Source organism: Phenylobacterium sp. (genome assembly GCF_031412415.1).
Lineage (GTDB): Bacteria > Pseudomonadota > Alphaproteobacteria > Caulobacterales > Caulobacteraceae > Phenylobacterium.
In genome coordinates, this window is the sequence record NZ_JANOCX010000121.1 from 1 (window position 1) to 14,014 (window position 14,014).

The 14,014-nt window shown below is 70.9% G+C and carries 11 protein-coding genes and 1 riboswitch; of the genes, 5 read left to right on the forward strand and 6 right to left on the reverse strand.

The window, feature by feature from the left end; translation table 11 throughout:
- The coding region (locus RMO04_RS05960) for an NAD-glutamate dehydrogenase (RefSeq protein ID WP_309643873.1) at nt 1-4,387 on the forward strand (4,387 nt) is incomplete at its 5' end.
- Between the two features lie 13 nt (nt 4,388-4,400).
- Here RMO04_RS05960 and purH read toward each other — a convergent pair.
- The 4 genes from purH to RMO04_RS05980 all read right to left on the reverse strand — a co-directional run bounded on the left by purH (nt 4,401) and on the right by RMO04_RS05980 (nt 9,905).
- On the reverse strand, nt 4,401-6,014 hold the full coding sequence (gene purH, locus RMO04_RS05965; protein WP_309643874.1) for a bifunctional phosphoribosylaminoimidazolecarboxamide formyltransferase/IMP cyclohydrolase: 1,614 nt from the start codon (nt 6,012-6,014) through the stop codon (nt 4,401-4,403).
- 23 nt (nt 6,015-6,037) lie between these two features.
- A riboswitch (ZMP/ZTP riboswitch) is annotated at nt 6,038-6,120 on the reverse strand.
- 57 nt (nt 6,121-6,177) lie between these two features.
- Nucleotides 6,178-7,908 (reverse strand): heparinase II/III family protein, encoded by a 1,731-nt coding sequence (locus tag RMO04_RS05970; RefSeq protein ID WP_309643875.1) that lies wholly within the window; start codon nt 7,906-7,908, stop codon nt 6,178-6,180.
- A gap of 4 nt (nt 7,909-7,912) precedes the next feature.
- Entirely contained in the window at nt 7,913-8,575 is a 663-nt protein-coding gene (gene rpe, locus RMO04_RS05975; protein ID WP_309643883.1) for a ribulose-phosphate 3-epimerase, read from the reverse strand.
- Between the two features lie 46 nt (nt 8,576-8,621).
- Nucleotides 8,622-9,905: an RsmB/NOP family class I SAM-dependent RNA methyltransferase gene (locus tag RMO04_RS05980; RefSeq protein ID WP_309643876.1), complete on the reverse strand. Its 1,284-nt coding sequence runs from the start codon at nt 9,903-9,905 to the stop codon at nt 8,622-8,624.
- A gap of 82 nt (nt 9,906-9,987) precedes the next feature.
- Here RMO04_RS05980 and RMO04_RS05985 point away from each other — a divergent pair, with 82 nt between their 5' ends.
- A complete protein-coding gene (locus tag RMO04_RS05985) occupies nt 9,988-10,188 on the forward strand; it encodes a DUF1674 domain-containing protein (protein ID WP_309643877.1) in 201 nt (66 codons plus the stop codon).
- Between the two features lie 89 nt (nt 10,189-10,277).
- Nucleotides 10,278-10,994, forward strand: coding sequence for a hypothetical protein (locus tag RMO04_RS05990; protein ID WP_309643878.1), 717 nt, complete (start codon nt 10,278-10,280; stop codon nt 10,992-10,994).
- Here the strand turns inward: RMO04_RS05990 and pyrF are convergent.
- Nucleotides 10,991-11,701 carry an orotidine-5'-phosphate decarboxylase gene (pyrF, locus tag RMO04_RS05995; protein ID WP_309643879.1) on the reverse strand — a complete coding sequence of 237 codons (711 nt, stop codon included), beginning with the start codon at nt 11,699-11,701 and terminating at the stop codon, nt 10,991-10,993. The two genes, RMO04_RS05990 and pyrF, sit on opposite strands and share 4 nt — an antisense overlap.
- 75 nt (nt 11,702-11,776) lie before the next feature.
- Here pyrF and RMO04_RS06000 point away from each other — a divergent pair, with 75 nt between their 5' ends.
- Nucleotides 11,777-12,469 carry a MarC family protein gene (locus tag RMO04_RS06000; RefSeq protein ID WP_309643880.1) on the forward strand — a complete coding sequence of 231 codons (693 nt, stop codon included), beginning with the start codon at nt 11,777-11,779 and terminating at the stop codon, nt 12,467-12,469.
- A 1-nt stretch (nt 12,470) separates the two neighbouring features.
- Here RMO04_RS06000 and RMO04_RS06005 read toward each other — a convergent pair whose 3' ends face one another.
- Nucleotides 12,471-13,274, reverse strand: a complete 804-nt coding sequence (locus RMO04_RS06005; RefSeq protein ID WP_309643881.1) for an SDR family oxidoreductase — start codon at nt 13,272-13,274, stop codon at nt 12,471-12,473.
- Between the two features lie 206 nt (nt 13,275-13,480).
- Between RMO04_RS06005 and RMO04_RS06010 the strand changes: the two genes are divergently transcribed.
- Nucleotides 13,481-14,014, forward strand: a 534-nt coding sequence (locus RMO04_RS06010) for a KUP/HAK/KT family potassium transporter (RefSeq protein ID WP_309643882.1), incomplete at its 3' end; no start/stop codon positions are given.

A 14,014-nucleotide genomic window follows, 5' to 3' on the forward strand; every position in this document is an offset into this window, starting at 1 on the left:
CCGCGAAGTCGCCCTGATCGCGGGCCTGAAGGCGACGCTGGACGATGTGCGCGCCGCCGTCGACGATTTCCCCGCCATGCTGGACCTGATGGCCCGCACGATCGAGGAGCTGAAGGCCTCCCCGGCCAGCGCCGCCCGCGACGAGGACGGCGCCTTCCTGGAATGGCTGCACGACGAGCACTTCGTCTATCTGGGCGCCCGGATCTACGAGTATCCGCGCCTGAAGAACGGCGACTACGCCCCGGAAGAGCCGCTGTTCCAGCCTGAAGACGGACTGGGCGTGCTGCGCGATCCCGAGCGCACCGTCCTGCGCCGCACCTCCGAGCCCGCCCTTCTGACCGCCCAGATCCAGGCCAGCCTTGGCGCCGATCCCGTGACCGTCGCCAAGTCCAATGTCCGCTCGCGCGTCCATCGCCGGGGCTACATGGACTATGTCGGCGTCAAGCGTTACGGCGCCGACGGCAAGCCCTCGGGCGAGATCCGCTTCGTGGGCCTGTTCACCGCCGAGGCCTATGACGAGCCGGCCCATACGGTGCCCCTGATCCGCGCCAAGGTCGCCAACATCCTGGCCCGCGCCGGCAAGGTCCCGGGCAGCCACAACGAAAAGCGCCTGCGCAACATCTTGGAGAGCTATCCGCGCGACGAGCTGTTCCAGGCTGCCGAGGACGACCTGCTGGCCATGTCCCTGGCCATCCTGCACCTCAACGACCGTCCTCGCGTGCGGCTGTTCGAGCGGCGCGACCCCTTCGACCGCTTCGCCTCGGTCCTGCTCTACGTGCCGCGCGAACGCTACGATTCCGACCTGCGCGAACGGGCCGGCGACATGTTGGCCGAAGCCTATGGCGGCCGGGTCTCGGCCTACTATCCCACCTTCTCCGATAGTCCCCTGGCGCGGGTCCACTTCATCATCGGCTTCCAACCCGGCGCCCATGACGAGCCGAACCTGAAGGTCGTCGAGGCCCAGATCGCCGCGGCCTCGCGGACCTGGGCCGACCGGTTCTCCGGCGCCGTTCGCGCCTCAGGACGCGATACGCTAGAGGTGGCGCAGATCGTGGGCCGCTACGCCGAGGCCTTCTCCGCCGGCTATCGCGACCGCTACGACGTCGAGGAGGCCCTGGCCGACATCGCCGTCATCGAGAGCCTGGCGCCCGCTGAGCCGGTGCGCGTGCGCGCCTTCCGCCGCGCCGCCGACGGCAAGACCCAGTTCCGTTTCAAGCTGTACCGCCCGGGTTCGCCCGCGCCCCTCGCCGACGTCCTGCCGATCCTGGAGAACATGGGCCTCAAGGCCATGGTCGAGAACGGTTTCCCGGTCACGCGGGCCGGCGCGCGGCGGGTCTATGTCCACGAGTTCGAGATCGACGACGCCCACGGCGAGCACCTGGTGTTCGACGACCTGCGCGCGGCTTTCCAGGACGCCTTCGTCGCCGTCTGGACAGGCGCCACGGAGAATGACGGGTTCAACCGCCTGGTGCTGGAGCTGTCGATCTCCTGGCGCGAGGCGGCCTTGATCCGCGCCCTGTCGCGCCACCGCCAGCAGTCAGGCCTCGACCCGAGCCAGCGGGTCACCGAGACCGCGCTCTCCAACCATCCCGGCGTCGCGCGACTGGTGCTCGACCTGTTCCGCACCAAGTTCGATCCGGCCATCAAGGCCGACCTCACCGCCCGCGCCGCCCAGGCGCTGAAGGTCATGGACGAGATCATCTCGGCGCTGCAGCTGGTCGACAGCCTGGACGACGACCGCGTCCTGCGCCGCCTGGCCCTGCTGGTCTCCGCCATCAAGCGAACCAACTACTACCAGCTCGATGATGAGGGCCGGGTGAAGCCCTATATCAGCTTCAAGGTCGCCTCTCCCGAAGTGGCCGACCTGCCCCTGCCCAAGCCCTATCGCGAGATCTTCGTCTGGGCGACCCATGTGGAGGGGGTGCATCTGCGCTTCGGTCCCGTGGCGCGCGGGGGCCTGCGCTGGTCCGACCGCCGCGACGATTTCCGCACCGAGGTCCTGGGCCTGGTGAAGGCCCAGCAGACCAAGAACGCCGTCATCGTGCCCGTGGGGTCCAAGGGCGGCTTCTATCCCAAGCAGCTGCCCAAGGGCGGAACCCCCGACGCCACCCGCGTCGAGGCGATCCGCGCCTACACCACCTTCCTGTCCGGCCTGCTGGACCTCACCGACAACCTCGACGCCGAGGGCAAGGTGGTCCATCCGCAGGGCGTGGTCATCCATGACGGCGACGACCCCTACCTGGTGGTCGCCGCCGACAAGGGCACGGCCACCTTCTCCGACATCGCCAATGGCGTGGCCGAGTCATACGGCTTCTGGCTGGGCGACGCCTTCGCCTCCGGCGGCTCGGCCGGCTACGACCACAAGGTCATGGGCATCACCGCCCGCGGCGCCTGGGAAGCGGTCAAGCGGCACTTCCGCGAATTGGGCAAGGACATCCAGTCCGAGCCCTTCACGGTGGTTGGCGTCGGCGACATGTCGGGCGACGTGTTCGGCAACGGCATGCTGCTGTCGACGCAGATCAGGCTGCAGGCCGCCTTCGACCACCGCCACATCTTCATCGATCCCGATCCCGACATCGCCGCCTCCTTCAAGGAGCGCGAGCGCATGTTCGCCCTGCCCCGCTCGTCGTGGGACGACTACGACCGCAAGGCCATCTCCAAGGGCGGCGGCGTGTTCTCCCGGGCGTTGAAATCGATCCCGCTCAGCCGCGAGATCAAGACCCTGCTGGGGATCGAGGCCGACACCCTGACCCCCGCCGAGCTGATGAACGCCATCCTCAAGGCGCCGGCCGAGCTGCTCTATGTCGGCGGCATCGGGACCTATGTGAAGGCGCGCACCGAGAGCCACATCGAGGTCGGCGACAAGGCCAACGACGCCATTCGGGTCAACGCCGATGAGCTGAAGGTCAAGGTCGTGGGCGAGGGCGCCAATCTCGGCCTCACCCAGGCGGGCCGCATCGCCTTCGCGCTCGGCGGCGGCCGGATCAACACCGACGCCAACGACAACTCCGCCGGGGTCGACTCCTCCGACCACGAGGTCAACATCAAGATCCTCACCGGGATGCTGGAGCGCAACGGCGTCTTCAACCGGCCCAAGCGCGACAAGCTCCTGAAATCGATGACGGAGGATGTGGGCCGCCACGTCCTGGCTCACAACTACGACCAGACCCTGGCGCTTTCGCTCATGGACCTGGACGCGGTCGGCGAGCTGGAGCCGCACGCGCGCTTCATGAGCCTGCTGGAAGCCCGCGGCCAACTGGATCGCGCGGTGGAGGGCCTGCCCGACGCCAAAGTGATCGCCGAGCGCCGCCTGGCCGGCAAGGGCCTGACCCGGCCGGAGGATGCCATCCTGCTGGCCTATGGCAAGCTGGAACTCAAGCGGCACATGGTCGAGAGCGAGGTCCCCGACGACCCGTTCTTCGAAGACATCCTGGAGGGCTATTTCCCCAAGGGCGTGCGCAAGTTCGACGAGGCCCTGCGCCGCCACCGCCTGCGTCGCGAGATCATCACAACCGTCACGGCCAACGACATCATCAACCGCTGCGGCCCTTCATTCCCCGAACGGCTGATGGCGGCGGCCTCCTGCGATGTGACGGCCTTCGTCACGGCCTATGAGGCGGCCAAGGCGGTGCTGGGCCTCACGGCCCTGTGGAATCAGGTCTCGGCGCTGGACGGCAAGGTCCCGGCGGCGGGCCAGATGGCCCTCTATCGGCGGCTGGCCTACACCCTGCGCGGCGAGACCTTCTGGTTGGCCCGGCGCGCAGCCCGCTCCGGCGGCGGGGTCGAGGCCCTGGCCAAACGCTACGGCCCCGGCGCGGCGAGCCTGAAAAAGCTGATCCCGGAAATCCTGTCGCCCGTGGAGCGCGAGCGCCTGGAGGCCCAGGTGGCGCGTCTCACCGAGGCCGGCGCGCCGGAGGATCTGGCCCGCCAGATCGCCAACCTGCAGCCCCTGACCACCGCGGTGGACCTGGTCGACCTGGCCGAGGCCTCGAGCTGGGACCTGCCCGCCGCCGCGCGGGTCTATCACCAGGTCGGCCGGGCCTTCGCCTTCGACCGGCTGCGAGCGGCGGCTGGCGGCTTCACGGCCGGCGACAGCTTCGAGCGCACCGCTGTCCGCAGGCTGGTGGAGGACCTGCTGGCCGAGCAGGCCGCGGTCACCCGCGCGGTCATGGCCTTCGCCGGCAGCGCCCAGGCCGGCGAAACGCTGGACACCGCCCAGGCGGCCATCGGCTCCTGGACCGCCCTGCGCCGCGATCTCGCCGAATCCGCCCGCAAGGCGGTGGAGGAGATCGAGGCCGCTGGCGGCGCCTGGACTTTCGCCAAGCTCACCATCGCCAACGCCGCCCTGCGCGAACTGGCGACGGTGGACGTGGGGAAGAAGCGGTAGGCCCGTTCCGGGCCTAGTGCCGGAACACCCGCACGCCGGTGAAGGCCATGGCCAGGCCGGCGGCGTCGGCGGCGTCGATCACCTCCTGGTCGCGGATGGAGCCGCCCGGCTGGATCACCGCTGTCGCGCCGGCCTCGGCGGCCTGCAGCAGCCCGTCGGCGAAGGGGAAGAAGGCGTCCGAAGCGCAGGCCGAGCCCTTGGCCAGGGACTGCGGCAGGCCCGCCGCCTCCGCCGCCTCGCCCGCGCGCAGGGCCGCGATCCGGGCCGAGTCCTTACGGTTCATCTGGCCCGCCCCGATCCCCGCCGTCTGGCCGTCCTTGGCGTAGACGATGGCGTTGGACTTCACGTGCTTGGCCACCGTGAAGGCGAACAGCATGTCGGCGATCTCGCTCGGTGTAGGCTGGCGCTTGGTGACGATCTTCAGGTCGGCGGCGGTGATGTGGGCTGTGTCGCGGCTCTGCACCAGGAAGCCGCCGGCCACTTGCTTGTAGGCGTCGCCCGCCGCGCGCGGATCGGGCAGTCCGCCGGTCAGCAGCAGCCGCAGGTCCTTCTTCTTGGCGAACAGGGCGATGGCGTCCTCGTCGGCCTCGGGCGCCACGACCACTTCGGTGAAGATCTTGATGATCTCTCGAGCGGCGGCGGCGTCGAGCCGGCGGTTCACGGCCACGATGCCGCCGAAGGCCGAGACCGGGTCGCACTGCAAGGCGCGCTCATAGGCGGTCTTCAGGTCGGGGCCCAGCGCCACGCCGCAGGGGTTGGCGTGCTTGATGATGGTCACCGCCGCGCTGGCGGCGGGATCGAACTCGGCGACCAGCTCAATGGCCGCGTCGGTATCGGCGATGTTGTTGTAGCTGAGCGCCTTGCCCTGCATCTGGCGGGCGGTGGCGACGCCGATGCGCGGCGTCTCCTCGGCGTAGAAGGCCGCGGCCTGATGAGGGTTCTCGCCGTAACGCATGGTCTGGACCAGCTTGCCGGCGAAGGCGCGCCGGGTCGGCGCGGTCTCACCGAGAGACTTCGCGAACCAGGCCGAGATGGCCGCGTCATAGGCCGCGGTCCGGGCATAGGCGCGGGCGGCGAGCTTCTTGCGCAGGCTGAGCTTGGTGGCGCCGTCCGTCTTCAGCTCGGCCAGGACCTCCTCGAGATCGGCGATCTCGGTGCAGATGGCCACATAGCCGTGGTTCTTGGCCGCCGAGCGCACCATGGCCGGGCCGCCGATGTCGATGTTCTCGACGCAGTCCTCGAAGGACCCGCCCTTCGCCACCGTGGCCTCGAACGGGTAGAGGTTCACATAGACGATATCGATGCCGCCGATGCCGTGGTCGGCCATGGCCTTGGCGTGGTCGGGCGCGTCGCGCACCCCAAGCAACCCGCCGTGGACGAGGGGGTGCAGGGTCTTCACCCGCCCGTCCATCATCTCCGGGAACCCTGTAAGGTCCGAGACATCCTTCACCGCCAGGCCGGCGCCCGCGATCGCCGCCCGCGTGCCGCCAGTGGACACCAGCTCGACGCCCAGCTCGGCCAGGACCTTGGCGGCCTCGACCAGTCCGGTCTTATCGGAGACCGAGATCAGGGCGCGCCTGGGCGCGACACGGTCGGGAGCGGGCGGGAAATTCGGCGCGGCGGGCACGGCAGTCTCCTGATGCGGTTCAAGGAAATTGCCCAGGCGAGCGGCATATGAGATCCCGAGCTCCCCGGTGGTCGCCCACCTTCATTCGCCAGTCACGCGGAATGGCCGGGGGATAGGCGCAGGGCGCCAAAAGGTCAATCCGCCAGAGTTTGACATCATGCTGTTACTGAGGCGGCGGCCACACCTCGGCGGCGGCGAGTTTCCAGCGGATGCGGGCGCCTGTCTCGACACGGGCCTGACCGCGCAGGACGATCTGCTGGGCGCGCTTGGGCTGGCCGTCCTGGAAATAGACCGAGGGTTCGACGCTGGCGTCGCCGGCGTCGTTGCGCAGCCACCAGCCGTGCTCTTCGTCGCCGGCCCGCAGCAGCACGCTCTTGCCGTCGCGGGCGAGGCTGGCCTTCACGTCGGGGTGCAGGTGGAAGCGCACGGTGAAGGGGATGAATCGCCGCCCCGCCTCGCCCAGGTCCGCGCCGGGGCGGGCGGTGACGAACCGGTCCTCGCCGCGCAATTCGTCGGCGGCGAGATCGAGATAAAGCCGGCGTTCATGGCGTAGGCCGAACCGCTTGGCCCAGCCGTCATGGGCCAGTTCCAGCCACACCGCGGCGTCGGTCTCCTGGCGCCGTGCGTCCACGGCGTCGTAGGCGCCCACCAGGCGCGGGCCCAGCACCGCGGCGCGGAAACCGCCCACGGGCTCGCCGCAGGGCGCATCGGACAGGGTGGCCGTCGAGCCCGCGTCGGCCAATCGCAAGGCCTGGGGCCCCACCGCCTCCGGCGACCAGCCGCTGGCCACGATCACCCGCCGCGCGCCGATCAGCAGCTCCATGGCGAGCGGCTGGGCGCAGGCGGCGACGCTCCAGGGCCCGCGCGCGGGCGGCGCGGCGTCGGCGATAACCTGGAGGCTGCGCCCCTCCAGCCGCTGATAGCCGTTGCGGGCCGTGGGCAGCTTGGCCGACGCGCCTTCGCTCGCCCGCGCGGCCGCCACATAGGCGGCGGTTGACGACTCCCCGCCCTGGAGGCCCGGCAGGCCTCCGTCGGCTAGGGTGAAGAACCGCACCGCGCCCGCCAGCCGGTCGATGGCCCGGAGCATCTCGTCGGGGGGCGCGATCCCGCGCTGGACCAGGGCCTCGTCCAGGGCCTGGAGATCCAGCAGCAGGTCGAGGGCGGCGCGCGGACAGCGTGAGGCGTGGCCGCCGTCCGGCTGCACAGTCAGCGGCAGCGACCGTTGCAGGCGCGACAATCCCTGGGCGATCAGCCCCTCGCCCGCATCCCCGGCCAGCGCCGCACCGGCCAGGGCGGCGGCGCAGGCCCGCTCGGCGGCGCGAACCGGCCCGTCGATGAGGGTCACCAAATGCCGAGCCTGGCGCGCCAGGTCCTGGGCGATTAGGGCGGTCTCGGCGTCCGACGCCTTGGCGCAGATCGGCCGCGCGGCGCAGGCCAGGTTGAACACCCGGCGCTCCAGCACCTCGGGCGACCAGGCGAAGCCGTTCCAACGGCCAAACAGCCGCCGCCAGTCCAGGATCAGCCGCAGGGCCTCGGCCGCGCCGTCGTCGCCCACCGCGATTAGATCGCGGGTCCAGTCGAAACGGTGCAGGGAGGCGGCGAACCGGCGCGAAGGACTGGGCCGGTCCCAGGGATCGCCGCCGACCCCAGCCTCCAGGCTCGCGCCGCCAAACTCGAACCGGCCCGCCAGGATGCGGCGGCCGGCGGCCAGGTCGACCGGGCGGGGGTCCTTGGGATGGCCAGCCAGACTTAGCGCCCGAGGTCGCGACAACAACCAGCGATGCAGCCCGGTCCCGGCCCATTCCCGGCGCAAGGCGCGTCGCCCGCCCTCCGCCAGGGCCAGGACCCAGGCCCCGCCGGGCGTGTCGAGGAGCGCCGGGAGCCCGCCGGCCAAGACCCTAGCCGCCCTTCAGCGCGGCGATGTTGGCGGCGTAGGCGTCTGGTCCGCCCTTGAACACAGCGGTGCCGGCCACCAGGGCCGTGGCGCCGGCGGCCACGCACAGGGGGGCGGTCTCGACGGTCACCCCGCCGTCGACCTCCAGCTCGATCGGCCGGCCGGTCTCGTCGATCATCTTGCGCAGGCGCTCGATCTTCCGCAGCTGCGAATGCATGAACTTCTGCCCGCCGAAACCCGGGTTGATCGACATGACCAGGATCAGGTCAACCTCATCCATCATCCACTGGATGACGCTGGGATCGGTGGAGGGGTTGAACACCACGCCGGCCTTGGCCCCCAGCTCACGAATGCGCTTCAGGGTGCGGTTGAGGTGCGGTCCGCTCTCGGGGTGGACGCTGATGATGTCGGCGCCCGCGGCGGCGAAGGCCTCCAGATAGGGGTCCACCGGCGCGATCATCAGGTGAACGTCGAAGGGGATCTTGGCGTGCGGCCGCAGGGCTTTGACGATGTCGGGGCCGAGCGTGATGTTCGGCACGAAGTGGCCGTCCATGACGTCGACGTGCACCCAGTCGGCGCCGGCCGCCTCAATGGCGGCGACCTCCTGGCCCAGCTTGGCGAAGTCGGAGGCCAGGATGGACGGGGCGATGATCGGAGCGCGGGTCATGTCCCTGGACTTAGCCAAGCCCGGCGCTCGCGCCAACCGCGAATTCTCACGAGTTACGGGTGAACCGGGCGACGTAGAATCCGTCCTGCCCGCCCGGCCGCTGGTGCGGCAGCAGACGCAGGGTCCCGTCCGGCAGGAGGCTGGCGGCGGGCGCGCCGCCCTCCCCCGCGGCCATGGGCTGGAGCGCGAAGCCCGGGTGGCGCGCCAGGAAGCCCCCGACCTGACCCTCGCCCTCCTCCGGCTCCAGGGAGCAGACGCAATAGACCAGCCGCCCGCCGATCCTTGTGCGGCGCGCGGCGGAGTCCAGCAGGCGCGACTGGACGCCAGCCAGGGCGGCCACGTCGCCAGGCCGCGCGGCCCACAGCACGTCGGGATGGCGCCGGTAGGTGCCGGTGGCGCTGCAGGGGGCGTCCAGCAGTACGGCGTCGAACTCGCGCGTATCGGCCCAGTCGCCGGCTTCGGCGGCGGCGACCTCGGCCGTGAGGCTCATGCGGGCCAAGTTCTCGCTCACCCGGATCAGCCGCGCTGCGGAGCGGTCGATGGCGGTGACGCGGGCGCCCGTCGCGGCCAGTTGCAGGGTCTTGCCGCCTGGCGCGGCGCACATGTCGAGCGCAGCCTCGCCAGCTTGGACGTCCAGCAGGCGCGCGGGAATGGCGGCGCTGGCGTCCTGCACCCACCACGAACCGTCCTCATAGGCGGGCCAGGCGGCGACGTCGCCCTTGCGGGCCGTGCGCAGGGTTCCGCCCGCAAGCACCTCGGCCTCGAGTTCGGCGGCCAGGGCCTCGACCTCGATGTCGGGCTTCACCGACAGGTCCGTGGCGGGCTCGTCGGCGATCAGGGCGGCCATGTCGTGCGCCACCTGGGCGCCGAAGGCGGCGGTCCAGCGGGCGTACAGCCAGCCGGGCGCGAGCGATTCCGGCTCGTCCAGGTTCGGCGGCTCGCGCAGCAGGCCCCGCAACACGGCGTTGACCAGGCCCTTGAAGGCCCGGGTCGAGGAGTGGCTGGCCGCCAGGTCGACGCTCGTGGTGACCGCGGCGAAGGCGGGGGTGTCCAGCACGAAGGCCTGGATGACGCCGATCCGCAGGATGTTGCGGACGGCCTCGGGTGGCGCCTTGGTGAGCCGGGCGTCCAGGGCGCGATCCACGGCGCCCAGCCGGCGCAGGGTCGCCATGGCCAGGGCCATGGCGAAGCCGCGATCGCGGGGCGGCAGGGCGCCGAAGGCGGGGCGGTTCAGCGCCTCATCCAGGCCAGCCCGGCGCGCCAGGCTGGCGGAAAGGATGTCGAGGGCCGCGCGGCGGGCCGGAAGGCCGAGGTCTGCATCTGAGGTCACGGGCGGGGCGTGCCCCTGAACGCGGCGCGACGCAAGCCCGGCGATGCTGGCGAAGACGCGGCGGAAGGCCTAAATTCACCGGATGACCGAGCAAACTCCCCCGAACGCCGCGCCGGACAAGGTGCTTACCCCCGCCGCCCGCCGGGCGCTGGAGGAGGCCGCCGCGCGTCACGCCGCCGAGGCGGAGGCCGCCCAGCGGGCCCTCGAACGCGGCGGGCCCAGCGGCCTGGAGCCCACGCGTTTCGGCGACTGGGAGCGCAAGGGCATCGCGGTTGATTTTTAACCCTAACGCTCCCGCCTGAGGGGCAAGCGGTCGCGGCGCGGCCGCCCCGGGCCTAGGTTCCGCTCGAAGTTTTGTGTGCGGAGGCGGTCATGCGTCGGATTTTGAGCGCGGTTGTCGGTCTAACCCTGGTGTGCGGCGCGGGCCAGGCCCTGGCCGGAGACCGCTATCCCGAGCTGATGGGCGGACCCGCCCACGACCAGGGACCGCGCAGCCTCTACGACGAGCGCTACGAGCGGGGCGAGTACGCTGACGACCAGCGCTACGCCTATGCCGAGCGCCGTATCCAGGATGAGGAATACGACAGCGGCTGGCGCGGGCGCTACGTCGACGATGAGCGGGTCTCGGACCGCTACGGCCCGGCGCCGCATGAACGCCGCTATGTCGAGGCGCCGCGTCATCACGAGCATCGCGACCGCGCGCGCGGCTACGGCTACCAGATCCCGACCTATGGCTATGCCTCGCAGAACTACGGCTGGCCGGGCGCGGGCTGCAACTCGGGCTGCGGCGGCTATCGGCCCAGTTCCTGCGGCTGCGGGGAACTGGTGAACAGCGGGACGATCGGCGTGCCGTCCAGCTTCTTCTACGACACCGGCGGCGTCGGCGGGTACATGGATGGCGGCGGCTATGGGGGCGGGGGCGGCTACGCCGTCTCGGGCTCAGGCGCCTTCGCCGGCGCCTCCTCGCGCGCCTCGGCCTCGGCCTACTCCTCCTCGAACGTCAGCATCCGCATCGGCGGACGCGGGGGTCACAAGGGCGGGGGCGGCGGTGGCTGCAAAGGCGGCTGCGGCGGCGGCGGGAAGCACTAGACCCCGAACATCTCCGCGGCGACCCGCAGGGCCGCCTCGCGCGGGTCGTTGGCGGCGCTGATGGGACGGCCGCAGACGATGTGGCTGGCGCCGGCCCGAAGCGCGTCGGCGGGGGTGGCCGCGCGGGCCTGATCGTTCTTGGCCGACCAGTCGGGGCGCACGCCCGGCGTCACCACCAGGAAGTCCTTGCCGCCGATGGCCCGGGCCAAGGCCGCCTCGTGCGGGCTGGCCACCACGCCGTCGCAGCCGGCCTTGACCGCATGATGGATGCGCCGTTCGACGAGCTGGCGCGCGCTCTCGTTGAAGCCCATCTCCACGAGGTCGGCGTCGCCCAGGCTGGTCAGCACAGTGACGCCCAGGACCTTCAGCGAGGACCGCCCCTTGCCGCGCACGGCGGCCTCCATCACCTGGGGCTCGGCGTGGACGGTGAGGAAGTCGCAGCCGGTGTCGGCCAGGACGCTGGCGGCGCGCTGCACGGTGGTGCCGATGTCGTGCAGCTTCCAGTCCAGGAACACCTGCTTGCCCTGGCGTTTCAGCTCCCCGGCCAAGGTCATGCCGCCGCCGGTGGCGAACAGCTCCAGCCCCACCTTGTAGAAGCTCACCGCGTCGTCCAGGGCGGCCACCAGGGCGCGGGCCTCATCGACTGTGGGCAGGTCCAGCGGCACGATCAGGCGCGGATCGCAGCGGACGGCGGCGGCGAGCGTCATGGCGGTCTCCAGGCAGGCGCGCGCGGCTCCAGGCAGGGAGTTCGGCGCGACGACGAATTGGGCTAAGAGGCAGGCATGAGCCAGTGGGACTTCGCGGTCAACTTCTTCGTCGCCCTTTTCGCCCTGATCGATCCGGTCGGGAACGTCCCGTTGTTCGCCGCGGCGACCAACGGAGTGAAGGGTCGCGAGAGCCGGCTGATCGCTTTCTACCTGGCCCTGTTCGTCCTGGGCTTCCTGACCTTCTTCTACTTCTCGGGCCTGGCGTTGCTGGAGTTCTTCGGCATCTCGCTGGCCGCGTTCCGGATCGCCGGCGGGGTGATCCTGTTCCTCCTGGGCCTCGACATGGTCCGCAACGACTTCGTCGCCAACTTCGCCCTGGAAGGCGACGACGCTCCCACCGGGGCGGGCAGCCGCGCCCTGGCCCGCGCGCGCTTCGAGCGGATGATCGTGCCCTTCGCCATGCCGCTGCTGATCGGCCCCGGCGCCATTTCCACGGTGGTGATCTACGCCAGCGAAGCCAAACGCTTCGGCCTGGGCGGCGCGGCGGTTGGGGTGGGGGTTATAGGGGCGCTGGCGCTCGCCACCATGCTGAGCTTCTGGGCGACGCCGCTGATCACGCGGCTGCTCGGCCGTATCGGCCTGACCATCGTGGTCCGGGTGCTGGGCCTGATCCTCTGCGCGCTCGCGGTGCAGTTCATCCTGGCCGGGATCGCCGAGTCGACAGCCGGCGTCATCCTGCGCGAAGCCGCCGCGCCCTACGCGAAGTAGGTCAAACCTTCCCCCGGAACCGCGGTCCCTGGCTGGCCATCAGGGCCAGCGCCCAGTCGTCGGGGATGAGCTTCACCACCGCGGCGATGGCCTTGTTCGGCGCCCCGGGGACGCAGATGGCGCGGTTGGCCTCGACCGCCTCGTAGCCGGCCGCGGCGACCTCATCGGCCCCCAACCACATCCAGACCGGGGCGCCGCGACTGATCTGGTCGCGGGTGTGATTGACGTCGTGGAACTCCGAATAGGTGAAGCCGGGGCACAGGGCGCTGACATGCACGCCGGTCGCCTGGTTCTCCAGGTGCAGGCTTTGGGACGCCTTCACGAGGTAGCTCTTGGTCGGGCCGTAGAGCGTCGCGCCCGCCGAGCCCGGGATCAGGCCCGCCAGCGACGCCACGTTGACGATCCGCCCGAAGCGGCGCTCGACCATGCCGGGCAGGACCCGGTGGATCAGTTCGGTGGGCGCGGTGAGCATGACCTGCAGGAACGCCCCATGCGCCGCCCAGGAGGTCTCCAGGAAGCCCCCGGGAATGCCGTAGCCGGCGTTATTGATCAGGGCGTCGGCCACCCGGCCGTGGGACTCGATATGCTCGAGGATCGCCGCCGGCGCCCCGGGCTCGGCCAGGTCGGCGGTGATGGTCAGGGTCTCGACGCCGAAGCGCAGGCGGATCTCCTCGGCCAGCTTGTCCAGCCGGTCGGTGCGCCGGGCCGTGAGCGCCACATCGTAGCCGTGGCTGGCGTAGATGCGCGCGAAGGCCGCGCCGATGCCGGCCGAAGCCCCCGTCACCAGCGCCAGTCTGCGATCCATGTGGCCCTCGAACCTCTCCAAGCGATCAGCTCCCGAAGGTGGCGAAAGCGCCCGGAAGGTCAAGCCACGCGCGCGGTCGGTCGTCTCGCGTCAGCGTGACGCGGCCACGCCGTCATTGTAAGGCGATGAGATTGGGTGTATCGCGCCCGCCGCGACGGCATCGGGCCGCCCAAAGGGAACCACTCTGTCGTTCCCGGAGACTTTTGATGGCTGACCCGGCCGGCGCCGCCCAAGAGGCGGCGGAGGAGTCTCACTCCCCCCACAAGATCGACAGCTTCCGCGCGCTCGCGCTGGGGGCTATCGGCGTGGTGTTCGGGGACATCGGGACCAGTCCGCTCTACGCCATGAAGGAGGCGCTGCACCACTCGCGCTCCGGCGGGGCGAGCGAGCTGGCGGTGTTGGGCGTGGTGTCTCTGGTGATCTGGGCGCTGCTGCTGATCGTCACCATCAAGTACGTCGTGTTCCTGATGCGGGCCGACAACAAGGGCGAGGGCGGGACGATGGCGCTGATGGCGCTGGCGCAGCGCCACCTGCCGAAGCGCTCGACGGCGGTGTTCTTCCTGGGGATCATCGGGGCGGCGCTGTTCTACGGCGACGGCGTGATCACCCCGGCCATCTCCGTGCTCTCGGCGGTCGAGGGGATGAAGGACGCGCCGGGACTTGGCCGGGGCGTCGAGCCCTACATCGTGCCGATCTCGGCCGCCGTGCTGGTGTGCCTGTTCATGGTCCAGGCGCGCGGC

Excerpts from the sequence above, each read along its gene's own strand:
- rpe (WP_309643883.1), bottom strand. The coding sequence starts at position 8,575 with ATGACCCGCGCTCCGATCATCGCCCCGTCCATCCTGGCCTCCGACTTC.
- pyrF (WP_309643879.1), bottom strand. The coding sequence starts at position 11,701 with ATGACGCTCGCCGCCGCCGTCCGCTGCGATCCGCGCCTGATCGTGCCG.
- RMO04_RS06000 (WP_309643880.1), top strand. The coding sequence starts at position 11,777 with ATGAGCCAGTGGGACTTCGCGGTCAACTTCTTCGTCGCCCTTTTCGCC.
- RMO04_RS05990 (WP_309643878.1), top strand. The coding sequence starts at position 10,278 with ATGCGTCGGATTTTGAGCGCGGTTGTCGGTCTAACCCTGGTGTGCGGC.
- RMO04_RS06005 (WP_309643881.1), bottom strand. The coding sequence starts at position 13,274 with ATGGATCGCAGACTGGCGCTGGTGACGGGGGCTTCGGCCGGCATCGGC.
- RMO04_RS05985 (WP_309643877.1), top strand. The coding sequence starts at position 9,988 with ATGACCGAGCAAACTCCCCCGAACGCCGCGCCGGACAAGGTGCTTACC.